Raw genomic sequence first — 21,458 nt, forward strand, 5'->3', positions numbered from 1 at the left:
GCTCGAGCAGACGGTTCAATCCGCGCGAACCCACGCTTATGCACGTACGCGAAGTACGTCCGCTGATGGGATCGAACCGCACCGGAACCGGGGCCGAAACCGGACGGCGAGCGGTCGTGGCGGGACTCGGGGCGACGGCCGTCGCGTCGCTGGCCGGCTGTCTGAGCGGCAGCGACGGCGGTGGCGGCAGCGGTGGCAGTGACGGCGACAGCGGAGACGACGGATCAGACGAGGAGCCCGTCGTCGACGCCGCGGAGACGACCGTCGGGAACACCGATCCCGACGCGTGGCGCGACGTCGCCGAACTCCGGTTCGACGGCTACGTCGGCGGCTGGCTCGGCCTCGAGCCCGCGCCGATCGAACTGGTCGAGAACCCGACGCTGGTGCTCGTCGAGGGCGGGGAGTACGAACTCACCTGGACGAATCAGGACGGAATCCACCATAACATCGCGTTCTGGGACGAGGACCGAGAAGTGGTCAGAGACTACTCGACGCCGGGCAACGAGACGCTCGGCGAGCGCGAAACGCTCGCGTTCGAGGCGACGCCGGAGATGGACACCTACCGCTGCGAGTACCAGCCGGCAGGGCAACTCGGCGACGTGCGACTCGTTTCCCCCGACTCGGACTGACGCCGGTCGACCGTCCGAGCGACGACGCGCCGCGATCGGTCACCGCACGACGGTCACCGACACCGGCGCGCGACGGACGACTCGCTCGGCGACGCTGCCAAGCAACACGCGGGAGACGCCCGAGCGGCCGTGGCTGCCGACGACGATGTGATCGACGTCGTTTTCCTCGGCGAACCGGACTATCTCTCGAGCGGGATCGCCGGCGGCAGTTTCGACCCGGTACTCGACGTCGTCGGCCGTCGCTTGGTCCACGAGCTGCTCGCGGAGGTCCTCGCGAAGATCCTCTGAGGCGGTTTTCCGACGGTCGGCAAGAGTCTCCTCGACGGCCTGAATACTCGCTTCGGTAAAGCTGTCGGCGATGTCGACGACCCGTAACAGGACGAGTTCCTCGTCGGCGTACTCGTCGAACGCGTAGGTTACCGCCTGCTGTGCGGGTTCGGAGCCGTCGTAGGCAACGAGAACGGTCATATCGCTGGCTACGGGCGCTGGCCAAATAAAGGCGGACTCGAGTCGTCATCCCCGCTTCGTCGCTCGGGGCCTTACTCCTCGAAGCCGTCTTCGAACCGGAACGTGCCGTTCCGCTGCACCACTTCGCCGTCAACCTCGATGAACGAATCCTCGCTCATGTCGACGATCATGTCCACGTGGACCGCCGAATCGTTCTGCTCGTTGTCCTCGCCGACGGTGTCGTCGTAGGCGCGGCCGACCGCCATGTGGACCGTATCGCCCATCTTCTCGTCGAACAGCATGTTGTACGTGAACCGGTCGATCTCGCGGTTCATCCCGATGCCGAGTTCGCCCAGCCGACGCGCGCCGTCGTCCGTGTTGAGGACTTCCGTGAGGACGTCCTCGTTCTTCGCCGCCGAGTGGTCGACCACTTCGCCGCCCTCGAACTCGAGGTAGACGTCCGTGATTTCGCGGCCCTGGTGGTACAGCGGCATGTCGAACAGCACCTCGCCCTCGACGCTGTCGGGGACGGGCGCGGTGAAGACCTCGCCGCCGGGAAGGTTGTGCTCGCCGTGGTCGTTCAGCGTCGGATTGCCGTCAACGGACATGGTCACGTCGGTCGTGTCGCCGCTGACGATGCGGACCTCGTCGGCGGGGTCGAGGATCTCGACCATGTTCTCCTGGTGGTCGCGCTGGTCCGCCCAGTCCTTGTTGACGGCGTCCCAGACGAAGTTCTCGTAGCCCTCCGTGCTCATTTCGGCGAGCTGGGCGTTCGCCGGCGCGGGGAACTGCGTAAGACACCAGCGGATGCCGAGGCGCTCCTCGAGGATCGGCTGGTGGGCCTGCTGGTAGGCCGCTTGGGTCTCGGGGTCGACGTCGCTGGTCTGGGTGACGTTGTCGCTCGCTCGGATGGCGATGTAGACGTCCGTGTTCTCGATGAGGGCGAGCTCGTGCTCGGGCGTCTCGAACTCGCCATCGGACGAGCGCAGGTAGGCGCGGCGCTGTCGGGCACCGGTTCGCTGGGTGGTCGTGACCGGGTTCGCGCCCTGGTCGCCGATCACTTCGTGCAGCGCAACGACCAGATCCTCGGCGACCGGGTGGGCGTCGATGACGACGTTGTCCCCCTCCTCGAGGTCGACCGAGTGGTTCGCGATGATCTCGGCGTGTTCGCGGATGCGCGGATCCATGTCGCAGGAGTACCGGAGACGGCGGGATACCGTTTTCGAATCGAAATGCAGTCTACTCCCCGCCGTTCGCAAGGAATATACCGAGGTAGATCGCAACCAGCGCACAGCCGAGTCCGGCGCCGAACGCAACCGTGTACGGCGACGCGAGATCGAACGCGTCGCCCTCGACCGCCCAGCCGATGAAGCCGCTCGCCAGCAGGGCCAGCGCCGCGAGTCGGAGGACCGAGACGACGTCGGTCGCGGTGATTCGGGCGGTCATCAGTTCACCCGCTCGAGTCGAAGCGGTCGCGATCGGCAATCGGGTCCCGATACGTCTCATCGTCGCCGTCCACGAGTTCCTGACAGAGCGACACCGTCGCGGCCGTCAGCACGAGCCCGACCGGACTCGCGACGAGCAACGCGATGACGAACCCGACGATCCCGCCGTTCAACAGCACCGAGAGCACGATCGAGACGATAGCAGTGACGAGGACGTGTCCGAGGGCGAACCAAAAGTACGCCCCGCCCGCCGTCGCGAACCCGTAGGAGCGGCGGAACGCCTCGAGGACGCCCGCGTCGGCGACGACGAGCAGGAACGGCGCCGCGTAGAAGCAGTAGCCGAGCACGAGCACCAGCGGAACGCCGAGGAGGAGCAGCGGCGGCGCGATCAGCGCGATCGGAAGCAGGGCCAGAAACGCGGCGAAGACGACGAGGTAGTACGCGAACAGCCGCGGCGCGTAGTCGACGACGCACGCGAGCAGCACCGCCGGTTCGCCGCGCAGTCGGCGGTCGATGCCGCCGAGGTAGCCGGCCGCGACCGCGGCGGCGATCACCCCGTACGCCAGCAGCAGGATTCCGAGCCATGCCAGCTGTACCGAGCCGACGGCGTCGACGGGCAGAACGATGGACTCGACGGGCGTCTCGATAGTGATCTCGGGACCGGTGGCGGTCGGACCGCCGACCGGCGCGGCGCCGCCCGTGTCCTCGAACGGCGCGCCGGTATCCCACCCGGTCGTCGTACTCGAGCCGGTACTGGCCGGATCGGGCGGATCGACCAGCGACCACAGCTCGAGCAGCGGCGACGGAAGGGAGAACTGGACCGAGAACGAGGTGCGGTGCGGATCGAGCACCCGTTCGATCTTGCCGACCTCGAGCAGCGAGAGCACGAGCGGGACCACGGCGTACGGCAGCAGTTCGTCGAAGCGGTCGGTAACGCGGGAGACGTGCCGCGAAAACGCGTCGCTCGACCGATCCCGCGACGGCGGGCCGGCGGCGTGATCGGAGGGCGAATCCGGGTCGGGAACCATACGATCGCCAACAAACGATAGGGAATTGAAACCTTCGTTCGGTCGACGCGGTGGTCGCTGCCTCTCGCCCCTCGCGCCGTGACTCGGGACTGTATCCGCGGATGGCGACGGCTCGAACCGTCTCGTCCCTTTATCCCGCTCGGCGCCGTTGCACCGCGCGATGAAATCCGTCCGCGTCTCGCTCGGGCGCGATGCGGCGACGCTCGGGCCGCTCCACGAGACCCTCTGTACGTCGCCGTCTCTCGAGCGCGAGGTCGTCCTCGGCGGGCAAGCGGTCGACGGCGTCGAAACGATCACCTCGTTCGTCTACGAGGACGGGAGCGGGGACGGGCGAGCCGCCTACGAATCGGCGCTCGAGGACCTCGAGACGGTGCGGGAGTACGACGCGACGCCGGCCGACGAGGGGTTCTTCCTCTACCTCCGCCGCGAACTCGGGGCCGAGGGACTGTCGCTGCTGAACGCGCTCGCACAGGAGACGGTCGTCGTCGTGCCGCCGATCGAACTGCGCTCCGATCGAACGATCCGGACGACGGTCGTCGGCCGTTCGGCGGATCTCGCGGCCGTGCTCGAGGCGCTTTCGGACGGCGTGACGGTCGACGTGCTGTGGACGAGCGACCGCGTGACGACGACCAAGACGGCGGCGTCGGACCGCCAACTGGCGGCGATGCGGGCGGCGCGGTCGGTCGGCTACTACGAGGTGCCGCGGCGCAACGGCATCGAGGCGGTCGCCGCCGAACTCGACTGTGCGGTGTCGACGGCGTCGGCGCTCCTGCGACGCGGCGAGGCGAACGTGATCGACCGAGTACTCGACTCGCGGCGGTAATCCGATTCGCTACGCCTCCGACGGGTCCGCCCGCCGGCAGACCGCGGCGTAGCCGATGCCGCACCAGTACGTCTCGAGGACCTCGCACTCGTCGAAGACCGTCCGGAGCGACTCGAGGACGTCGCCGTCGGGGTTCCGGTTCGCGTACCAGCGGAAGAACCGCCGGAGAATCGGGTTCACGACGCGCAGCGGTCCCGTCGGCACGGGCCGTACGTCGCAAACGGCGAACGAGCCGCCGGGAACGAGATGGCTGTAGACGTTCTCGGCGGCGCCGCGGACGTCGGGCATGACGCTCAGCGACAGCGTCGCGACCGCCGCGTCGAAGGGCTCCTCGAACGCGACCGCGGTCGCGTCGGCGCGGCGGACTTCGACGTTCTCCCAGCCGTGGCGCTCGACGCGGTCCCGCGCCTTCGCGACCATCTCGGGGCTGTAATCGACCGCGACTAACTGTCCTGCCGGACCGATCGCGTCTCGAAGCCGCTCGAAGTTGACGCCCGGACCGCAGCCGACGTCGAGGACGCGATCCCCGGACTCGAGCGGCAAGCGATCGATCGCGGCCTCGCGCATCGGCTCGAGGTCGCGCTCGCTCATCGCGTAGTAGTCGCTCCAGCGATCCCACATCCGGCGGCTCCGCTCGAGGTGGGCCTCGTAGGCCGGTCGTTTTGAGCCTTCCATAGTTGTTCCTCACGGCGAGGCAGCAGAGTAGGTACTCGCGAAGCCTATCGGGCCTTTATGTGAGTGTGACGCGGACGAGTGTGATTCCCGGTCGCGGAGCCGGCGGATCGTCGCCTATTTTCGCGTCGCGCGGGTACCCAGGGTATGATCGATCTCCGCTCGGACACCGTCACGACGCCCGACGACGACATGCGCAACGCCGCGGCTACCGCCGACGTCGGCGACGACGTCTACGGCGAGGACCCGACCGTCAACGAACTCGAGACGCGCGCGGCCGAGGCCGTCGGCAAAGAAGCGGCCCTCTACGTCCCCTCCGGGACGATGGGCAACCAGATCGCAGCGCGAGTCCACACCGATCGCGGACAGGAGGTGCTGGCCGACCGCAAGAGCCACGTCGTCAAGTACGAACTCGGCGGCTTCGCCCAGCACGCCGACCTCCAAGTCCGCATGCTCGAGACCGACCGCGGCGTGCCGACGCCCGAGCAGGTCGACGAGGCCACCGTTGCAGAGGACCTCCATCGACCCGGCACCGGCCTCCTCTGCCTCGAAAACACGCACAACGCCCGCGGCGGACTCGCGATCGACCCCGAGAAGATCGCCGCCGCGGCCGACGCGGCCCGCGAACGCGACGTGCCGGTTCACCTCGACGGCGCGCGCGTGTTCAACGCCGCGACGGCGCTGGACGTCCCCGTCAGCGACATCGTCGACCCCGTCGACTCCGTCATGTTCTGCCTCTCGAAGGGGCTCGGCGCGCCGATCGGCTCGATGCTCGCCGGGAGCGAGGAGTTCGTCGAAGAAGCCCGGCGCACCCGCAAGCTGTTCGGCGGCGGCATGCGCCAGGCCGGAATCGTCGCCGGTCCCGGCCTCGAAGCCCTGGAGAACGTCGACGACCTCGCGGCGGATCACGAGAACGCGCGGCTGCTCGCCGACGGCCTGAGCGAGTTGGAGGGGTTCGACGTGCAGGAGCCGGAGACGAACATCGTTCTCGCGGACGTCTCGGAGACGGGACTGGACGGTGAGGCGGTGCTCGAGCGCTGCCGCGAGCGGGACGTGCTGGCGACGGCCTTCGGGCCGACGACGGTTCGGTTCTGCACCCACCGCGACGTCGACCGCGAGAACGTCGAACGGGCGCTCGAGCGGCTCGTAGCCGAGTTTTAACTACTTCCCGCGCATTCCCTCGCGGAACTCGAGGACGGTGCGCCGGAGCAGCAGGTACGAGAAGAAGATCAGCGCCAGCAGGATCAGGACGATGGCGATGATGACGGGGTCGTCGGGGATGAGCTCCAGCATACGAGGGCGATACCGTGTCAGCGTGGATAACGGTTTCGACGCGCTTCATCTGTGCCGCTCGCGAGTGCGTGCCGACCGACCGATCGACGGTCACGACGGTAGCTAAAACCGGAGTTTCACCTTACGCTGCGTATAATGCCCCGAAAGGCGAAGGACACAATGCGTCTCGATCAGCGGCTCGCCACCGCCGCGCGACGGCCCGTGTGGCCGGATCGAGACGGCCACGATCGCCACTCCGGATCCGACCTGCCCTGACCCCGGAATCGATCGAATCGGATCGCCCCTCCACACCGCCGGTCCGCTCGAGCGCCCGTCGAGCGGATCGGGGGCTCCCGCTGACGCCCCGACCCCGACCACGTATCGCGCGCCACCCCGCTGACGCTTCCGCGAGTTCGGTCACGAGTTCTGCAGAACGGTTCCGCCGACCAGCGGATATCCGCGGCTATACCGTCCCCGCCACGTCGAACGACTCCACGAGCGTCCCGTCCGGCTCCCGAATTTCGCCCTCGAGTCCGGTCCCGTCCGCGACCGCCTCGAGCACCGCGAATCCGGGCCGGTGACCGCGCGGCTGGGCGTGGCTCCCGGGATTGAGGAGGAGACAATCCTCAACGTCGACCACGGTCGGGTGGTGCGTGTGTCCCGAGACGACGACGTCCGCGCCCCGCGAGCGGCCGAACATCGACAGGCCGACCTCGCCGCCCTCGCGGCGGTGCGTGACGGCGAACCGGACGCCCGCCTCCTCGAGGACGCGCGCTTCGGGGAGCCGATCGCGAACCGCACCGCTATCCGCGTTCCCGTGAACCGCGAACAGGCGGTCACACTCCTCCCGGAAGGCCTCGAGCGCTGCCGCACTCGTGAAATCGCCGGCGTGGATAACGACATCCGCCTCGCGAGCCGCGGTCAGGGCCTCGCCCTCGAGTTCGTGGCCGACCGTGCTGTGCGTGTCCGAGAAGATCGCGATCCTGGTCATAATGGGGCTTCGGCCGCCGGTGACAGGTTCCTTTCCCTTTCTGTCCAACTGACGACGGCGACGTCTTCCCCTCCGAACTGGAAGCGACTTGCTCTAGAGTGGCTTATACTTTTCACCGAGCCCTCTGTAGTCGTCGCCGATGGCAAGTAGCACCTCCGTCGTGCTCGCGGCGCTGTTCGCGAACGGCGCGATCGCGATCCTGAAGTTCGGCGGGTTTCTGCTGACCGGCAGCCCCGCCATGCTGTCGGAGACGTATCACTCGATCTCGGACACGGGAAATCAGATCTTCCTGCTGATCGGGATCAAGTACGGCGCGCAGGAGGCGAACCGCACCCACCCGTTCGGCCACGGCAAGGCCCAGTTCTTCTACAGCCTCCTCGTGAGCGTCATGCTGTTCGGCATCGCCGGCTGGGAGAGCGCGAGACACGGCTACGACGCGCTGACCCACGGCGGCGTTCACCGCGCCGCCGGGGACGTCACGATGCTCGGACGGACGTTCGACCCGGTCTACGTCAACTACGCGGTCCTCATCGGGGCGATCGTCTTCGAGACCTACGCGCTCTGGAAGGCCTACCAAGGGATCAGCAGCCAGATGGACGAGTACGGCTGGACCAGCCTCCGCGAGGCGTTCAGCAAGACCAGCGACGTGACGACGCTGACCGCGCTCACCGAGGACAGCATCGCGCTCGCCGGCGCGGGGATCGCACTGGCCGGCGTCTATCTCACCCGAACGACCGGGAATCCGATGTACGACGCCGCCTCCGCGCTCATCATCGGGCTCCTGCTCATGGGCTTCGCCGTCGCGCTCGCCTGGGAGAACAAGCGGCTCATCCTCGGGGAGAGCCTCGCGAAACCGGCCGAGGACGAACTTCGTGCGATCGTCACCGACTGGGACGGCGTCACCGAACTCGTCGACTTCCGGACCGTCTACTTCGGCGCCGAGGAACTGCTCGTCACCGCCGACGTCGCGTTCGATCCCGGCCTCGAGACCGAGGAGATCGACGAGCGCATCACCGACCTCGAGCGCGCGCTGCGGGAGCACGACGATCAGGTGCGAAACGTCTACATCGAACCTCAGACGAGGGCCCGTCCGTAAGCCGTCGCCCCCGACGCTCCGGTCTTACGCGCTCGAGGCGTCGGAGTCGTCCCGATCGTCGTAGCCGGCCACGATCGTCGATCCGGGCGGTCGCTCGTTCAACACCGCCTCGACGGTCGTCTCCTCGAGGTCCACGGTCGACGTGAGCGGCTCCCAGCCGTCGTCCGTCTCGACGGCGACCGCGACGTCGGTCGGACTCGCGCCGGGCGGCAGTTTTGACGGGTCGTAGACCAGCGAGATGCGGACGGCCTCGATCGCCTTGAGGTCGTCCAGCCCTGCGATATGGACTGGGTCCGAGAGGGCGTCGACCGGCGGCTCGCTGTCGCTTCGCTCGAGGCCGAACTCGTCGGGGACGACGCCCGCGACGACGGCGACGCGAGCGCCCGCGTACTCGAGTGTGGCTTCCGCGACGCTGTCGGAATCGTATCCCGGGATGGCCATTCGTATGCGGGGCGAAGCGCTCGAGACGTATGGCTGTGGACCGTGCGATAGCCGGCCGGCGGTCGATTCGCGGTCGGTGATTTATATACTGCCCCCGACGCGAGACGAACGCTTTTATCGCAGCGGGAACCTATCACGCACTGTGTCCGAGACTACCGGGTACATGCGCTTTTTCCCGTACGACCAGCCGTACGAGAATCAGCGCGAGGCGATGGACCGCATCCACAACGCCCTGGTACGCGGGCAGAACGTCCTCTTCGAGGGGGCCTGCGGGACCGGCAAGACCCTCTCCTCGCTCGTGCCCGCCCTCGAGGTCGCCCGCGAGCAGAACAAGACGGTGGTCATCACGACCAACGTCCACCAGCAGATGCGCCAGTTCGTCGCCGAAGCCCGGGCGATCACGCGCGAGGAGTCGATTCGCGCCGTCGTCTTCAAGGGAAAGGGCTCGATGTGTCACATCGACGTCGGCTACGAGGAGTGCCAGGCGCTGCGGGACAACACCCGCGCGCTGGTCGACGCCGAGCGCGACAAGCAACAACTCGAGCGCCGCCAGCGCGAACTCCTAACGGAGAGCCAGGAGGAGGGTAGCGGCGGCTCCGCGGCCGACGCCCGCTCCGCCGTCATGGACGAACTCGAGAATATCGAGGAGCGACTCGAGGATCTCGAGGACCAGAACGTCTGCGACTACTACCGGAACAACCTCACCCAGGATACGGACGACTTCTTCGGCTGGCTCTTCGAGGACGTCCGCACGCCGGACGACATCTACGAGTACGCCGAGCAACAGCAACTCTGCGGCTACGAACTCCTGAAGGAGGGCATCGAGGGCGTCGATCTCGTCGTCTGTAACTACCACCACCTGCTGGACCCGATGATCCGCGAGCAGTTCTTCCGCTGGCTCGGCCGCGACCCCGAGGACGTCATCGCGGTCTTCGACGAGGCGCACAACGTCGAGGACGCCGCCCGCGACCACGCCACGCAACACTGCTCGGAACGGACCTTCGAGTCGGCCCTGGACGAACTCGCCGACGCCGACGACCCGCGCTCGGAGGACGCCGCGAACGTCCTCTCGGCGTTCCACCGCGCGCTCGTCGAAATCTACGAGGACTCGTTCGGCTTCGGCGAGCGCGAACAGATCGGCGAGAACTGGGCGGACGTCCCCATCGCCAACGAAGACCGCAAGGACGACCTCACGCTCGAGTTCCTCCAGCGCTACTCGGGACAGGGGATTCAGGACGACCTCGAGGCCGCGATGAAGCTGGGTCAGGAACTCGACCAGCAGTACGAGGAAGCGTATCGGGAGGGCGAGACCGCGACCCGGACGGAGTGTCAGACCCTGCAGGCCGCCGCCTTCGTCAGCGCGTGGATGTCGGAGGGCTCGAAGGAGGGCCAGTACCCGGTCGTCTCCGTCACGCGCGACGCCGGCACCGACGAGATCTACGGCCGCGCGGAGCTCTATACGTGCCTCCCGCGGCAGGTCACGGGTCAACTGTTCGAGGAGGTGTACGCGACCGTCCTGATGAGCGCCACCCTCCAGCCGTTCGACGTCACCGAGGACGTGCTCGGCCTCGAGGATCCCGTCACGATGGCCTACGGGCTGCAGTTTCCCGAGGAGAACCGCCGCACCTACGCCGTCGAGACGCCGCCGCTCTTTGCGTCGGACCGGGACGATCCCGCCGTCCAGGAGGAGGTCACCGACGCGATCTACGACGCCGTCCGGATGACGCCCGGCAACACGCTCGCCTTCTTCCCGAACTACGGCGAGGCCGAGCGGTACGCGGATCGGCTCGAGCGGCGGCTCGGCGGCGACCGGCGGATTCACCTGGACGAGCCGGGCGTCGCGGTCGAGGAACTCCGGCAGGAGTTCGTCGCGGAGGACAAGGCGGTGCTCTGTACCTCGCTGTGGGGAACGCTCGCGGAAGGAGTCAGTTTCGACGGCGACGACGCCCACACCGTCCTCGTGGTCGGCGTCCCCTACCCGCACCTCGACGACCGCGCGGAGGCGGTCCAGGAGGCCTACGACGTCGCCTTCGACGGCACCGAAACCGGTTGGCGCTACGCCGTCGAGATTCCGACGGTCCGCAAGACGCGACAGGCGCTCGGCCGCGTGCTCCGCTCGCCCGACGACGTCGGCGTCCGCGCACTGCTGGACCGGCGCTACTCGCGCTCGGCGAAGTCGGACCTCGGCCGGTACAGCGTCAACGGCACCTTCCCCCACGAGGAGCGCGAGGAACTGATCGACATCGGCCCGGAAAAACTCAAGTTCGCGATGCGGAACTTCTACGGCGACCACGGCACCTACGACGGCGAACCGCCGGCGCCGTGAGCGGTACGAGTCGCGTTACTCGATCGTCACGTCGGCGACGCCGCCGATGACCATCACGGCGTGCTTTCCGCCGTTCTCGACGGCCACCTCGAACGTCTCCGACTCCGCGACGGTCCAGGTATCGACGATTCCGTTCTCGACGTGATCGAGCCGCAGGCTGATCCCCTCGCGCTCGAGGTCGCTGTCCTCGAGCGGGAAGACCTCCTGAACGTCGACCGAAACAGACAGTTCGGCCCCCTCGTCGGCACTGAACTCCACGCGTTCGTCCTCGCCGAGCGTCGTGTCGACACCGCCGCTCGACAAGAGGCTGCTACAGCCGGCGAGCGGGATCACCGCTGCGAGAGAAAGGTATGTCCGTCGGTGCATAGTCCGAGGTATCAGTACGCGAAAATATAGCTACTGGCCGATTCCGGGTCGAAAACGGGGCCGAAATCGACGGCGTCGCAGCGTCCGAGAGCGGTTCGTCGGGACTGTCGAACTGACCGATCGACGTCTCGTCGACTCAGTCCGCGGCCTCCGCCTCGAGCGGGTCCCAGGCGTCGTAGCCGCCGGCCATGCTTGCGACCGAGTCGGCGTCGCCGTACTCCTCGATGAGCCTGGCGGCCTGCACCGAGGTCTTGCCGACGTAGCAGTAGACGACCACGTCGTCGGCCCAGTCGCGGTCGACGACGGTGTCCTCGAGTTCCTCGATGGTGACGTGTTCGGCGCCGGGGAGGTGGCCGTCGTCGTAGGCGTCGGCGTCGCGGACGTCGATGAGGTCGAACTCGTCATCGTCGCCGCGCTCGATGCGTTCGCGGACCGTTTCAGGGGAGAGTTCCTCGACCATCGTTACTGCTTGCGGAGGTAGATCCGGTAGGTCGCGTCCCCGCTGCGCCAGACCTTCGCCTCGGCGTCGTCGCCGACGGCCTTGGGCACGTTCTCGGTGCAGGGGACGTGATCCGTCTCCTGGACGAGGAGGTCGCCCGATTCCAGTTGCTGGAGGCCCTTCTTGGCCTCGACCTGTGGGTACGGGCAGACCTCGCCCATCATGTCCTGGACGAGGTCGGCCTCCTCGAGCAGTTCCTCGGCTTCGTCGTCGCTCAGTTCGTCCGGCGTGTCGGTGACGTCGTCGATGGATGGCATTGTGGTGCGTGTGTTAGTCGTATCGCGTGGTGTTGGTGTAATTGGCGAACGATTCTTTCAGATCGCTTAGATCGCGCAGCCGACCTCGCGGTAGATCCAGTGGGTCATCACGTAGACGCCGGCGACGATGCCGACGGCGGCGATAAAGGAGTGGACCGACAGCTCCGCGATGCCGGAGTAGATGTTCCCGATGTTGCAGCCCGGCGCGAGCCGCGAGCCGGCGCCCATCGCGAGGCCGCCGAAGACGGCGTTGGGGAGCCGGCGGCGCTTCGGGACCCGAAGCGAGAAGTCCCCGCTCCAGACGGCGGCCAGAAACGCGCCGACGATGACGAACGCGATCATCACCATGTCGACGGTGACGCCGACGCCCTGCCCCTGGAACAGCACCGAGCCCCAGTACTCGAACGAGCCCGCGTCGACGCCGACCTGCGAAAGCAGGTAGCCCGTCCAGCGGGCCTCGGGGCCGGTCACGCCGACGATCGAGACCTGGGTGAACCACAGCACCGCGGCGGCGGTGATTCCAAGCGCCGCGGTGCGGGGGTCCCACGGCTGCTTGCTCGCTTCGATCGGATTCCGCCAGGCGCGGGCCAGGCCGGCGAAGTACGCGCGAGTCCCGTCCGCGAACTGCCGGAGGCCCACGGCGGGCGCGGCCAGCGCCGCCGGTCGGAATTCGGCCGCGTCGGCGCGCTCGCCGAGCGCGGCGCCGACCGACGAACGGCCGGTGAGCGTCGCGTAGACGAGCAATACGGCGCCCGAGACCAACAGCGCGAGCAGGCCGGCCGGCAGCGAGGAGTACGCGAACAGGCTCACGCCCTCGCCGAAGGTCAGCGCGTCGAAGTACGTGCTCTCGAGCGTCGGGAAGGCGACGGTGAAGCCGGCGTAGCCGACGCCCATGAACAGCAGGGTGAGCCAGAACTGGAGGTAGCCCTCGCCGGCCCGGTAGAGCGTGCCGCTGGCGCAGCCGCCGGCGTAGGTCATCCCCACGCCGAAGACGAAGCCGCCGACGAGGCCGGTCAGGCCCCAGCGCGGCGTCCAGAACCCCTGGTAGTAGCCGAATTGGTAGGCGATGCCCCAGAAGACCATCGTGAGCAGCGTCGCCGCGAGAACGCCCTTCGTGACCCGGGAGTCCTTGTAGGCGAAGAAGTCCCGGAAGGCGTTCACGAAGCAGAACCGCCCCTTCTGGAGGAAGGCCCCGAGGGCGATCCCGACGACCGCTGCGACGAGTAGCGTCGAAACCACACCGTTGCCAGGGCCCTGAACGACTTAACCCGCAGCCAGTCGGCCGCTTTGGCCACGGCTCGAGACGCGCCGTCTCGAAAAATCGGGTGCATACGACGGGTCTCTCGGTCGATGTGCGGACGGAACCGTCTCGCCCCGCGGCGTAGAAACCAGCGGTATTTGCGGATCCCGAATGCGAATGTCTGGGATACGGGACGCCGTCACGAACGGTCGACCGGCGCCGCGGGGACGGTAGCGGTACAGAGGTACGGAAAGCGGCGCTCCCGAACCGATCAGGCCGGTAACGACACGCGGCTCACCGGTAGCTTGTAGGTACCGTCCCAGAACTCGAGCTCGCTGACCGTCCAGGTCACCGGCTCGATCTCGCGGTCGGCCAGCCGCCGCGCGGTCTCGGCGTCGCCGCCGCGGGCCAATGTTACGTGCGGAACGTAATCGGCACCCTCGAGGCCGTCGACGGCGTCGAAGGTCTCGGCGAGGTCTGCGTGCAGCGCCTCGAGACCGGGGCTCTCGACGGCGAGGTAGACGACCGGCGCGGAGCCCAGCGGCGGGTCCGCGAAGTAGTCGATCCCCGTAATGCGGGCTTCGACTGCGGGGGCGCTCTCGAGCGCGCGGTGGACGCGGTGTTGTAACTGGGAGACGTGATCGGCGTCGCCGAGGCGCTTGAGCAGACAGGAGTGGGTTTCGCGGATCGTGTCGAAGCCGATGAGGTCGGGGTAGAGTTCGTCCGCGAGTTGGCGGACGCGGCCGGGGACGGGGACGTTGACGCTGTACACGGTGGGTGCTCCGGGTCGGGCTAGGGGCGGCGCGATTATCAGTCTGGTGTCCTCGAACGCTTGACCTCGAGGCTGAGACAGGGATGTGCGGGCGCTTCAGAGCCGATCGAGCAACCAGAGGACGATCAGGACGGCGATCGCCAGTTGGACGATCACCACGAACGGGCCGAGCAGCCACGCGAGCCCGGACAGTAGCGTTTCGACGATTTCGATCACGAGCAGGACGGCGATCAGTCCGAGCACGAGTTTCAGGAGGGTCTCGACGTCGAGGGAACCGCGTCGATCGAGCATACAGTCACGTACGGGGACTGGTTTGAAAAATACACTGCTACAGTCGGAAAGACCTATTTAGCCGGCTATGACATGTGCAGGTAATGGACGGGAAGGGGCTGCGAGCCCTGCTTTGCGCGCTCGTAGTAGTCGGGTGCCTGTTCGCGGTCGCGCCGATCGGCGCACCGTTTGCGGCCGCGGACGCCGGGAACGGCGGCCCGAACGCGCTGGCACAGCAGGACGAGGGGCTGTCGCAGACGCAAACGCAACGGATGCAAGGAAACGGGAGCGGACAGGAGGGGAGCGACCAGCTCGACGACGCCGACGAGATACACATCGACGTCTTCGTCCGCGAGAACGGCTCGGCGAGATTCGTCGTCGACTACCGGTTCGAAAACGACTCCTCGGGCGACTGGGAGGCGCTTCGGGAGGACATCGAGGCCAACGGCGACACGTACGTGGCCGACGAGATGGACGCCTGGAACCGGACCCTCGAGGACAGCGCGAACGCGACGGACCGCGAAATGCACCTCGAGAGCGGCGCGATCGGGACCGACACGAGTACGCAGCCGCGGAACCTCGGTCACGTCCAGGTTTCCTTCGAGTGGGTCAACTTCGCCTACGTCGAACTCAATCGGATCGAAGTCGGCGACGTCCTGACCGGCATCGTCCTCTCGCAGGACACCACGATGGAGGTGTATCCGCCGGAGGGATACGTCATCAGCGAGGACGAATCTTCGACGGAATCCAACGAGGACTCGGTGTTCTGGCAGGGCGACAGCACCGATTTCACCGCCGATCCGCCGACGGTCGTGATGATCGAAAACGGCGACACGTCGAACGAGTCGGCGAACGCGACGCCGAACTCGGGTGCATCCGGCGAGCAAGGGCAAGGGCAGGGGCCGGCGATGCGGTGGGTCATCGTCGCGGGCGCGCTCGCGCTGCTGGCGGCCGTCGGCGCCGCCGGGTGGTGGATCCGCGATCGAGGGATTCTCGGCCCGAGTCCGGCTCCCGAATCCGGGGCCGGCGGCGGTTCGCCGCCGGCCGAGAGCGCGGCGAACGGCGGCGAGACGACGTCGAACGGGCCGCCGCCGGAACTGCTGAGCAACGAGGAGCGCGTCCTCCGCTTGCTCGAGCAGCGGGGCGGACGGATCAAACAGCAGGCGGTGGTCTCGGAACTGGACTGGACCGAGGCCAAGACGAGCCAGGTCGTCAGCGGCCTGCGCGAGGACGGCGAGATCGAGGTGTTCCGGATCGGCCGGGAGAACGTGCTGTCGCTGCCCGACGAGGGCGACGGCGGGAACCACAACGTGCCGTCGGGACCGGGAAGCGGTTCGGCGTCCGATCCGGAGACCAGCGCCGGAAAGGAGTGACGCGCTCGCGGTTCGGCCCGTAGAACCCGTGTAACACTTGCCAAGCGGGCAAGCTTTAATACCACGAAGTAGTATAGAGCCACCAATGAGTCAGTCCGTCGGCGCCACGCTCGCCGTTCTCGGTACCGACGGGTCCGTTCTGGCGCGGCGGCCGCGGCGACCGCGACCGGGCCTTTGAGCCCGTACTATACTACTACCCCACGTCCCGGTTCGTTCCAACGTTCCACCGTTGCAAGGAAACCCCCAATTTCCGGTTAGCAGCCGCTCTACCTTTAATTTTCTCGTCTTAAACCAATGAATTTAAGTCCGTCCTTCCGTTTCACTCGAGTACGACATGACCCGCGTGGCACTTGCGTTCTCGGGCGGCCTGGACACGACAGTCTGTGTCCCGCTGCTCGAGGAGGAGTACGGATACGACGAAGTAATCGGCGTTACGGTGGACGTCGGCCAGCCGGCCGAAGAGTTCGAGGAAGCCGAGGAAACCGCCGAGGCGCTCGATCTCGACCACTACGTCGTCGACGCGAAAGACGAATTTGCGGACCTCTGTCTCGAGAGCGTCCGAGCGAACGCGACCTACCAGGGCTACCCGCTCGGCACCGCACTGGCGCGACCCGTGATCGCGAAGGCGATCCTCGAGGTCGCCGAGGAGCAGGACTGCGACGGCATCGCCCACGGCTGTACGGGCAAGGGCAACGACCAGCTCCGGTTCGAGGCCGTCTGGCGCGACTCGGATCTGGAAGTCATCGCGCCCGTGCGCGAACTCGGCCTGACCCGCGAGTGGGAACAGGAGTACGCCGACGAGCGCGACCTGCCCGTCGAGGGCGGCAGCGGCGGCGACTGGTCGATCGACACCAACCTCTGGAGCCGCTCCGTCGAGGGCGACAAGCTCGAGGATCCGAGCTACGTTCCGCCGGAGGAGATCTACGCCTGGACCCAATCGCCCACCGGCGACAGCCAGGAGATCGAAATCGAGTTCGAGGAGGGCTACCCCGTCGCCGTCGACGGCGTCGAGTACGAGCCCGTCGAACTCATCCAGCACCTGAACGAGGTCGCCGGCCCCTACGGCGTCGGTCGCACGGACTCGATGGAGGACCGCATGCTCGGCCTGAAGGTCCGCGAAAACTACGAGCACCCGGCCGCGACGACCCTGCTGAACGCCCACGAGGCCCTCGAGGGCCTCGTGCTCACCCAGGAGGAACGCGAGTTCAAGCAGCTGATCGATCAGCGCTGGGCGAAGAAGGGCTACGAAGGACTGGTCGACGCGCCGCTCGTGAGCGCGCTCGAGGGCTTTATCGCGGAGACCCAGAAGCGCGTCACTGGAACCGTCACGATCCGCTTCGAAGGCGGCCAAGCCCGCGCGGTCGCACGCGACAGCACGTTCGCGGCCTACTCGGCCGAACACGCCTCCTTCGACACGGAGACGGTCGGCAAGATCAAGCAGGAGGACGCCACCGGCGTCGCGAAGTACCACGGCTTCCAGCGCCGCCTCGCCAACGAGGCCATCGCGGCCAACGCCGAGGACGCGGAGGAGGTCGAACTCGCGACGGACGGTAGCGGCGACGAAACTGACGAGTAACAGACCATGACCGAGGAGAGCGCTCGCGACGACGGCGGAGAGTTCGACGTTGCAACCGACGGTGGCGCCGATGGCAAGGGCGTCGTCCGGCGGGACCGCTTCAGCGGCGGCCCCGCCCGGGGCTTCCTCTCCTCGCTCGAGGCAGACGAGCGGATCTTCGAGGCCGACCTCGAGGTCGACCGCGCCCACGTCGTGATGCTCGCCGAGCAGGGGATCGTCGCGGACGACGTCGCGGGGAACGTGCTGACCGCCCTCGACGCGATCGAAGTCGAGGGCCACGCTGGCCTCCCCGAGGGCGAGGACGTCCACGAGGCCATCGAGACGGCCGTCATCGAGCGCATCGGCGAGCAGGGCGGGAAGATGCACACCGCGCGCTCGCGCAACGACGAGGTCGCGGCCTGCATCCGCTACCGCCTGCGCGAGGACGTCCTCGAGGCGATCGAGACGACGCTCGCGCTGCGCGAGTCGCTCGTGGAGGTGGCCGCCGAGCACGCGGACACCGTCATGCCCGGCTACACCCACCTCCAGCCCGCCCAGCCGATCACCGTCGGCCACTGGGCGCTCTCCTACGAGGCCGCGGTTCGCCGCGACACCGAACGGCTGCTCGAGGCCTACGACCGCATCAACCAGTCGCCGCTGGGCGGCGCCGCGTTCGCGGGTACGACCTTCGACATCGACCGCGAGCGCACCGCCGAGTTGCTCGGGTTTGACGGGGTCGTCGAGAACTCGATGGACGCCTCCTCGAGCCGGGACTTCCTGCTCGAGACGGTCCAGACGCTGTCGACCCACGCGACGACGCTGTCCGGACTCGCGGAGGACGTGGTCATCTTCGCGAACCGCGGCTTCGTCGACCTCTCGGACGACTACTCGTCGACGTCGTCGATCATGCCCCAGAAGAAGAATCCCGACACGCTCGAGCTCGTCCGCGCGGTCGCGGGCGACGCGGCCGGCAGCGTGCAGGGACTGACGACGACCCTGAAGGGACTGCCCCGCGCGTACAACCGCGACCTCCAGCGGGCGACGACCCACGCCTGGGAGACCGTCGACGCCGTGACGGAGGCCAGTGAGGTCGCCGCCGGCGCGGTCGCCACCGCCGACTGGAACGAGGAGACCCTCGCGGCGGAAGCCGGCGAGGGGTTCTCGACGGCGACCGGCGTCGCGGACCTGCTGGCGGCCAACGGCCTGCCCTTCCGCACGGCCCACGAGATGGTCGCCGTCGCCGCGGAGAACGGCGGGGACTACGACGCCCTCGAGGCCGCCGCCGCGGACGTGCTGGGCGAGCCCCTCGAGTCGCTGGTCGACCCCGAGGACGTCCGGGATGCGCTCGATCCCGCCGAAAGCGTCGCGAGCCGCGACTCGCAGGGCGGCCCCGCCCCCGATGCGGTGGCCGACCAACTCGAGGACGCGCGCCGCGCCATCGCGGCCGACGAAGCGACGCTCGAAGCGCGCATCGACGCGCTCGAGGACGCACACGAAGCGCTTCGTTCGGAGGTGAACGAGTATGTGTGACGTCGCACGGACGTCGGTTCCGCTCCCGCCGATCTCGCCACCGTTCGCAGGTGAGCGACGAACCTGCGAGCGAGCGGGATCTCCGATCTCGCCACCGCCGTCCCCGCGAGGGGACGTACTACCTACCATATGATATGTCAGACTAAATCCGCCGCGTGGTCGCCTTTTCCCTCCGTTAGCCGGTAGTGCGTTTCATGTTTTTGTTCTGATAAGTTCGAAGGCTTTAAGGGATATCGGCTCCCAGTTGCAGGTACAATGACCGAATGCGTCGAGTGTGGGGCTGAAGTGTCCCTGCACGACGATCTGGAAGTCGGAGAGATTGTCGACTGTACGACCTGCGGCGCCGAGCTGGAAGTCGTCGACACCGAGCCACCAGTCCTCGAGCGAGCCCCGGAGCTCGAAGAGGACTGGGGTGAGTAACCTTGAAGGTAGGAATACTCTACTCCCGGATCCGCAAGGACGAGAAGCTGCTGTTGAACGAGCTTCGCGAGCGCGACCACGAGGTCGAAAAGATCGACGTCCGCAAGCAGACCTTCGACATCGGCGAGGTCCCCGAGGAGTTCGCGGACCTCGACATCGTCGTCGACCGCTGTCTCGCCACGAGCCGGAGCCTGTACGCCACGCAGTTCTTCGAGGCGTACGGGATCCCCGTGATCAACAGCCACGAGACGGCGGATATCTGCGCGGACAAAGTCAAGAACAGCCTCGCGCTCGAGAAGGCGGGCGTGCCCACGCCCGCGACGAAGGTCGCCTTCACGAAGGAGTCGGCGATGGAGGCCATCGAGGAGTTCGGCTATCCCTGCGTCCTCAAACCCGTCGTGGGTTCGTGGGGCCGCCTGATGGCCAAGATCGACTCGCCCGACGCCGCCGAAGCGATCCTCGAGCACAAGGCGACGCTGGGCCACTACGAGCACAAGGTGTTCTACGTCCAGGAGTTCGTCGAGAAGCCCGGCCGTGACATCCGCGTGCTCGCGACCGACGGCGAGCCCATCGCCGCGATGGTCCGCTCGTCGGACCACTGGATCACTAACGCCGCGAAGGGCGCGGAGACGGACGTCTTCGAACTCGACGACGAGGCCAAAGAGCTCGTCCAGAAGGCCAGCGACGCCGTCGGCGGCGGCCTGCTGGGCGTCGACCTCATGGAGACCGAAGACGGGTACACGGTCCACGAGGTCAACCACACGGTCGAGTTCAAGGCGCTGGACGGCGCCGTCGAGACCGACGTCGCCGGTACCGTCGTCGACTGGCTCGAGGAGAAAGCCGCTGCGGCGGCCGACGAGGAACTCGAGGTGAGCGCCTGATGGCGGTCGGCACCGAAACCGGCGCCGACGAGAACGCCGAGACGGTCACCGCGAGCGTCGTCGGCGGCTCCGGCTTCACGGGCGGCGAACTGCTGCGCCTGCTCGCGGGCCACCCGAACTTCGAGATCGGCGAGGTCACCAGCCGGTCGAAGGCCGGCAAGAGCGTCGGCTCGGTCCACCCGCCGCTTCGCGGGTCAGGCCTCCGGTTTACCGAACCCGACGATCTCGAGAGCGTCGACGTGCTGTTCGCGGCAACGCCCCACGGCGTCTCGATGGGCCAGATCGACGAGTTCTTCGACCATGCCGATACGATCGTCGATCTCTCGGCGGACTTCCGCCTCGAGACCGAGGAGCAGTACGACGAGTGGTACGACGGCCACGAGGCACCGGAGTATCTCGAGAAGGCCGAGTACGCGCTGCCCGAGATCAACCGCGAGAACCTCGCGGGCGCGGAACTGATCGCCGGCGGCGGCTGTAACGCCACCGCGACCATCCTCGGCCTGTACCCGCTGTTCGAGCACGACATCCTCGAGGGCGGCGAGCAGGTCGTCGTCGACGTGAAGGTCGGCTCCTCGGAAGGAGGGGCCGGCGGCGGCGAGGCCTCGAGCCACCCCGAGCGCTCGGGCGTCGTCCGCCCCTACGCACCGACGGGCCACCGCCACGAGGCCGAGATCGAGCAGTTCCTCGGCACCTCGGTCGCCTTCACCTGCCACGCCGTGGACATGATCCGCGGCGCCAGCGCGACGAGCCACGTCTTCCCCTCGAGTCCGGTCTCGAAGGGCGACCTCTGGCAGGCGTATCGGGGCTGTTACGAGGACGAGCCGTTCGTCCGGATGGCCGCCGGCGGCTCCGGCGTGTATCGATATCCGGAGCCGAAGGCGGTCGCCGGCACCAACCTCGCCGAGGTCGGCTTCGAGCTCGACCCCTCGAACAAGCGCGTCGTCGTCTTCTCGGCGATCGACAACATGATGAAGGGCTCTGCCGGGCAGGCGGTCCACGCCGCCAACGTCGCGCTCGGCTTAGAGGAAACCGCCGGACTCGAGTTTACGGGGCTGCACCCCGTGGGGGCGCCGTAATGACGGTATTCACGGGAGCCCCTGCGACCGTGAGCAGGGAACGGAGGTG

At 67.5% G+C, this 21,458-nt stretch carries 25 protein-coding genes; 11 read left to right on the forward strand and 14 right to left on the reverse strand.

Annotation, left to right across the window (positions count from 1 at the left end; genetic code table 11):
• The first annotated feature begins 65 nt into the window (after positions 1–65).
• The gene (locus HALXA_RS03285; RefSeq protein WP_013878885.1) at positions 66–629 is read left to right on the forward strand and encodes a hypothetical protein; all 564 of its coding nucleotides are present in this window, start codon (positions 66–68) and stop codon (positions 627–629) included.
• Between the two features lie 39 nt (positions 630–668).
• On the opposite strand, the gene HALXA_RS03290 is transcribed toward HALXA_RS03285, so the two are convergent.
• From HALXA_RS03290 to HALXA_RS03305, 4 genes are all read right to left on the reverse strand, one after another.
• Positions 669–1,097: a universal stress protein gene (locus HALXA_RS03290; protein ID WP_013878886.1), complete on the reverse strand. Its 429-nt coding sequence runs from the start codon at positions 1,095–1,097 to the stop codon at positions 669–671.
• 71 nt (positions 1,098–1,168) lie between these two features.
• Positions 1,169–2,263, reverse strand: a complete 1,095-nt coding sequence (locus tag HALXA_RS03295) for an aminopeptidase (protein WP_013878887.1) — start codon at positions 2,261–2,263, stop codon at positions 1,169–1,171.
• Between the two features lie 52 nt (positions 2,264–2,315).
• The gene (locus HALXA_RS03300; protein ID WP_013878888.1) at positions 2,316–2,522 is read right to left on the reverse strand and encodes a hypothetical protein; all 207 of its coding nucleotides are present in this window, start codon (positions 2,520–2,522) and stop codon (positions 2,316–2,318) included.
• 4 nt (positions 2,523–2,526) lie between these two features.
• Positions 2,527–3,549, reverse strand: a complete 1,023-nt coding sequence (locus HALXA_RS03305; protein WP_013878889.1) for a hypothetical protein — start codon at positions 3,547–3,549, stop codon at positions 2,527–2,529.
• A gap of 160 nt (positions 3,550–3,709) precedes the next feature.
• Between HALXA_RS03305 and HALXA_RS03310 the strand changes: the two genes are divergently transcribed.
• On the forward strand, positions 3,710–4,372 hold the full coding sequence (locus HALXA_RS03310) for a helix-turn-helix domain-containing protein (RefSeq protein ID WP_013878890.1): 663 nt from the start codon (positions 3,710–3,712) through the stop codon (positions 4,370–4,372).
• A 9-nt stretch (positions 4,373–4,381) separates the two neighbouring features.
• Here the strand turns inward: HALXA_RS03310 and HALXA_RS03315 are convergent, their stop codons facing one another.
• A complete protein-coding gene (locus tag HALXA_RS03315; RefSeq protein ID WP_013878891.1) occupies positions 4,382–5,047 on the reverse strand; it encodes a class I SAM-dependent methyltransferase in 666 nt (221 codons plus the stop codon).
• A gap of 144 nt (positions 5,048–5,191) precedes the next feature.
• Here HALXA_RS03315 and HALXA_RS03320 point away from each other — a divergent pair, with 144 nt between their 5' ends.
• Positions 5,192–6,205, forward strand: a complete 1,014-nt coding sequence (locus HALXA_RS03320; RefSeq protein ID WP_013878892.1) for a threonine aldolase family protein — start codon at positions 5,192–5,194, stop codon at positions 6,203–6,205.
• Here HALXA_RS03320 and HALXA_RS22640 read toward each other — a convergent pair whose 3' ends face one another.
• Positions 6,206–6,337, reverse strand: a complete 132-nt coding sequence (locus HALXA_RS22640) for a DUF7859 family protein (protein ID WP_013878893.1) — start codon at positions 6,335–6,337, stop codon at positions 6,206–6,208. It lies immediately after the preceding gene.
• 442 nt (positions 6,338–6,779) lie between these two features.
• Positions 6,780–7,307, reverse strand: coding sequence for a metallophosphoesterase (locus tag HALXA_RS03325; protein WP_013878894.1), 528 nt, complete (start codon positions 7,305–7,307; stop codon positions 6,780–6,782).
• Between the two features lie 139 nt (positions 7,308–7,446).
• On the opposite strand from HALXA_RS03325, the gene HALXA_RS03330 reads away from it, so the two are divergent.
• Positions 7,447–8,403: a cation diffusion facilitator family transporter gene (locus tag HALXA_RS03330; protein ID WP_013878895.1), complete on the forward strand. Its 957-nt coding sequence runs from the start codon at positions 7,447–7,449 to the stop codon at positions 8,401–8,403.
• Positions 8,404–8,427: 24 nt separating this feature from the next.
• Here the strand turns inward: HALXA_RS03330 and HALXA_RS03335 are convergent, their stop codons facing one another.
• Positions 8,428–8,844 carry a hypothetical protein gene (locus tag HALXA_RS03335; RefSeq protein ID WP_013878896.1) on the reverse strand — a complete coding sequence of 139 codons (417 nt, stop codon included), beginning with the start codon at positions 8,842–8,844 and terminating at the stop codon, positions 8,428–8,430.
• Positions 8,845–8,986: 142 nt separating this feature from the next.
• Between HALXA_RS03335 and HALXA_RS03340 the strand changes: the two genes are divergently transcribed.
• Positions 8,987–11,170: an ATP-dependent DNA helicase gene (locus tag HALXA_RS03340; protein ID WP_013878897.1), complete on the forward strand. Its 2,184-nt coding sequence runs from the start codon at positions 8,987–8,989 to the stop codon at positions 11,168–11,170.
• 15 nt (positions 11,171–11,185) lie between these two features.
• Here the strand turns inward: HALXA_RS03340 and HALXA_RS03345 are convergent, their stop codons facing one another.
• The 6 genes from HALXA_RS03345 to HALXA_RS03370 form a co-directional block, all read right to left on the reverse strand.
• Positions 11,186–11,536, reverse strand: a complete 351-nt coding sequence (locus tag HALXA_RS03345) for a hypothetical protein (RefSeq protein WP_013878898.1) — start codon at positions 11,534–11,536, stop codon at positions 11,186–11,188.
• 136 nt (positions 11,537–11,672) lie between these two features.
• On the reverse strand, positions 11,673–11,996 hold the full coding sequence (locus HALXA_RS03350) for a rhodanese-like domain-containing protein (RefSeq protein WP_013878899.1): 324 nt from the start codon (positions 11,994–11,996) through the stop codon (positions 11,673–11,675).
• A gap of 2 nt (positions 11,997–11,998) precedes the next feature.
• A complete protein-coding gene (locus HALXA_RS03355) occupies positions 11,999–12,292 on the reverse strand; it encodes a sulfurtransferase TusA family protein (RefSeq protein ID WP_013878900.1) in 294 nt (97 codons plus the stop codon).
• A 66-nt stretch (positions 12,293–12,358) separates the two neighbouring features.
• Positions 12,359–13,531 (reverse strand): YeeE/YedE family protein, encoded by a 1,173-nt coding sequence (locus HALXA_RS03360; protein WP_013878901.1) that lies wholly within the window; start codon positions 13,529–13,531, stop codon positions 12,359–12,361.
• A 272-nt stretch (positions 13,532–13,803) separates the two neighbouring features.
• Positions 13,804–14,304 carry a 2'-5' RNA ligase family protein gene (locus HALXA_RS03365; protein ID WP_013878902.1) on the reverse strand — a complete coding sequence of 167 codons (501 nt, stop codon included), beginning with the start codon at positions 14,302–14,304 and terminating at the stop codon, positions 13,804–13,806.
• A gap of 96 nt (positions 14,305–14,400) precedes the next feature.
• On the reverse strand, positions 14,401–14,595 hold the full coding sequence (locus tag HALXA_RS03370; protein WP_013878903.1) for a DUF7554 family protein: 195 nt from the start codon (positions 14,593–14,595) through the stop codon (positions 14,401–14,403).
• A gap of 83 nt (positions 14,596–14,678) precedes the next feature.
• Between HALXA_RS03370 and HALXA_RS03375 the strand changes: the two genes are divergently transcribed.
• The 6 genes from HALXA_RS03375 (at position 14,679) to argC (ending at position 21,409) form a co-directional block, all read left to right on the forward strand.
• Positions 14,679–15,947: a helix-turn-helix transcriptional regulator gene (locus HALXA_RS03375; protein WP_013878904.1), complete on the forward strand. Its 1,269-nt coding sequence runs from the start codon at positions 14,679–14,681 to the stop codon at positions 15,945–15,947.
• Positions 15,948–16,281: 334 nt separating this feature from the next.
• Positions 16,282–17,523, forward strand: a complete 1,242-nt coding sequence (locus tag HALXA_RS03380; protein WP_013878905.1) for an argininosuccinate synthase — start codon at positions 16,282–16,284, stop codon at positions 17,521–17,523.
• A gap of 6 nt (positions 17,524–17,529) precedes the next feature.
• Positions 17,530–19,032, forward strand: a complete 1,503-nt coding sequence (gene argH / locus HALXA_RS03385) for an argininosuccinate lyase (RefSeq protein WP_013878906.1) — start codon at positions 17,530–17,532, stop codon at positions 19,030–19,032.
• A 255-nt stretch (positions 19,033–19,287) separates the two neighbouring features.
• Positions 19,288–19,452, forward strand: coding sequence for a lysine biosynthesis protein LysW (gene lysW / locus HALXA_RS03390; protein WP_005554620.1), 165 nt, complete (start codon positions 19,288–19,290; stop codon positions 19,450–19,452).
• A 2-nt stretch (positions 19,453–19,454) separates the two neighbouring features.
• The gene (lysX, locus tag HALXA_RS03395; protein WP_013878907.1) at positions 19,455–20,333 is read left to right on the forward strand and encodes a lysine biosynthesis protein LysX; all 879 of its coding nucleotides are present in this window, start codon (positions 19,455–19,457) and stop codon (positions 20,331–20,333) included.
• Positions 20,333–21,409 (forward strand): N-acetyl-gamma-glutamyl-phosphate reductase, encoded by a 1,077-nt coding sequence (argC, locus tag HALXA_RS03400; RefSeq protein ID WP_013878908.1) that lies wholly within the window; start codon positions 20,333–20,335, stop codon positions 21,407–21,409. Before lysX ends, argC begins: the two co-directional genes overlap by 1 nt.
• Positions 21,410–21,458 lie beyond the last annotated feature (49 nt).

This window comes from Halopiger xanaduensis SH-6, assembly GCF_000217715.1.
Classification (GTDB): Archaea; Halobacteriota; Halobacteria; order Halobacteriales; family Natrialbaceae; genus Halopiger; species Halopiger xanaduensis.

What these genes read in the sequence shown, in the direction of transcription:
- HALXA_RS03295 (WP_013878887.1), bottom strand. Translation starts at nt 2,263, where the DNA reads ATGGATCCGCGCATCCGCGAACACGCCGAGATCATCGCGAACCACTCG.
- HALXA_RS03325 (WP_013878894.1), bottom strand. Translation starts at nt 7,307, where the DNA reads ATGACCAGGATCGCGATCTTCTCGGACACGCACAGCACGGTCGGCCAC.
- argC (WP_013878908.1), top strand. Translation starts at nt 20,333, where the DNA reads ATGGCGGTCGGCACCGAAACCGGCGCCGACGAGAACGCCGAGACGGTC.
- HALXA_RS03380 (WP_013878905.1), top strand. Translation starts at nt 16,282, where the DNA reads ATGACCCGCGTGGCACTTGCGTTCTCGGGCGGCCTGGACACGACAGTC.
- HALXA_RS03305 (WP_013878889.1), bottom strand. Translation starts at nt 3,549, where the DNA reads ATGGTTCCCGACCCGGATTCGCCCTCCGATCACGCCGCCGGCCCGCCG.
- HALXA_RS03315 (WP_013878891.1), bottom strand. Translation starts at nt 5,047, where the DNA reads ATGGAAGGCTCAAAACGACCGGCCTACGAGGCCCACCTCGAGCGGAGC.
- HALXA_RS03350 (WP_013878899.1), bottom strand. Translation starts at nt 11,996, where the DNA reads ATGGTCGAGGAACTCTCCCCTGAAACGGTCCGCGAACGCATCGAGCGC.
- HALXA_RS03345 (WP_013878898.1), bottom strand. Translation starts at nt 11,536, where the DNA reads ATGCACCGACGGACATACCTTTCTCTCGCAGCGGTGATCCCGCTCGCC.
- HALXA_RS03285 (WP_013878885.1), top strand. Translation starts at nt 66, where the DNA reads ATGGGATCGAACCGCACCGGAACCGGGGCCGAAACCGGACGGCGAGCG.
- HALXA_RS22640 (WP_013878893.1), bottom strand. Translation starts at nt 6,337, where the DNA reads ATGCTGGAGCTCATCCCCGACGACCCCGTCATCATCGCCATCGTCCTG.
- HALXA_RS03320 (WP_013878892.1), top strand. Translation starts at nt 5,192, where the DNA reads ATGATCGATCTCCGCTCGGACACCGTCACGACGCCCGACGACGACATG.
- HALXA_RS03375 (WP_013878904.1), top strand. Translation starts at nt 14,679, where the DNA reads ATGGACGGGAAGGGGCTGCGAGCCCTGCTTTGCGCGCTCGTAGTAGTC.
- HALXA_RS03355 (WP_013878900.1), bottom strand. Translation starts at nt 12,292, where the DNA reads ATGCCATCCATCGACGACGTCACCGACACGCCGGACGAACTGAGCGAC.
- HALXA_RS03370 (WP_013878903.1), bottom strand. Translation starts at nt 14,595, where the DNA reads ATGCTCGATCGACGCGGTTCCCTCGACGTCGAGACCCTCCTGAAACTC.
- HALXA_RS03300 (WP_013878888.1), bottom strand. Translation starts at nt 2,522, where the DNA reads ATGACCGCCCGAATCACCGCGACCGACGTCGTCTCGGTCCTCCGACTC.
- lysW (WP_005554620.1), top strand. Translation starts at nt 19,288, where the DNA reads ATGACCGAATGCGTCGAGTGTGGGGCTGAAGTGTCCCTGCACGACGAT.
- HALXA_RS03330 (WP_013878895.1), top strand. Translation starts at nt 7,447, where the DNA reads ATGGCAAGTAGCACCTCCGTCGTGCTCGCGGCGCTGTTCGCGAACGGC.
- HALXA_RS03310 (WP_013878890.1), top strand. Translation starts at nt 3,710, where the DNA reads ATGAAATCCGTCCGCGTCTCGCTCGGGCGCGATGCGGCGACGCTCGGG.
- argH (WP_013878906.1), top strand. Translation starts at nt 17,530, where the DNA reads ATGACCGAGGAGAGCGCTCGCGACGACGGCGGAGAGTTCGACGTTGCA.
- HALXA_RS03290 (WP_013878886.1), bottom strand. Translation starts at nt 1,097, where the DNA reads ATGACCGTTCTCGTTGCCTACGACGGCTCCGAACCCGCACAGCAGGCG.
- HALXA_RS03335 (WP_013878896.1), bottom strand. Translation starts at nt 8,844, where the DNA reads ATGGCCATCCCGGGATACGATTCCGACAGCGTCGCGGAAGCCACACTC.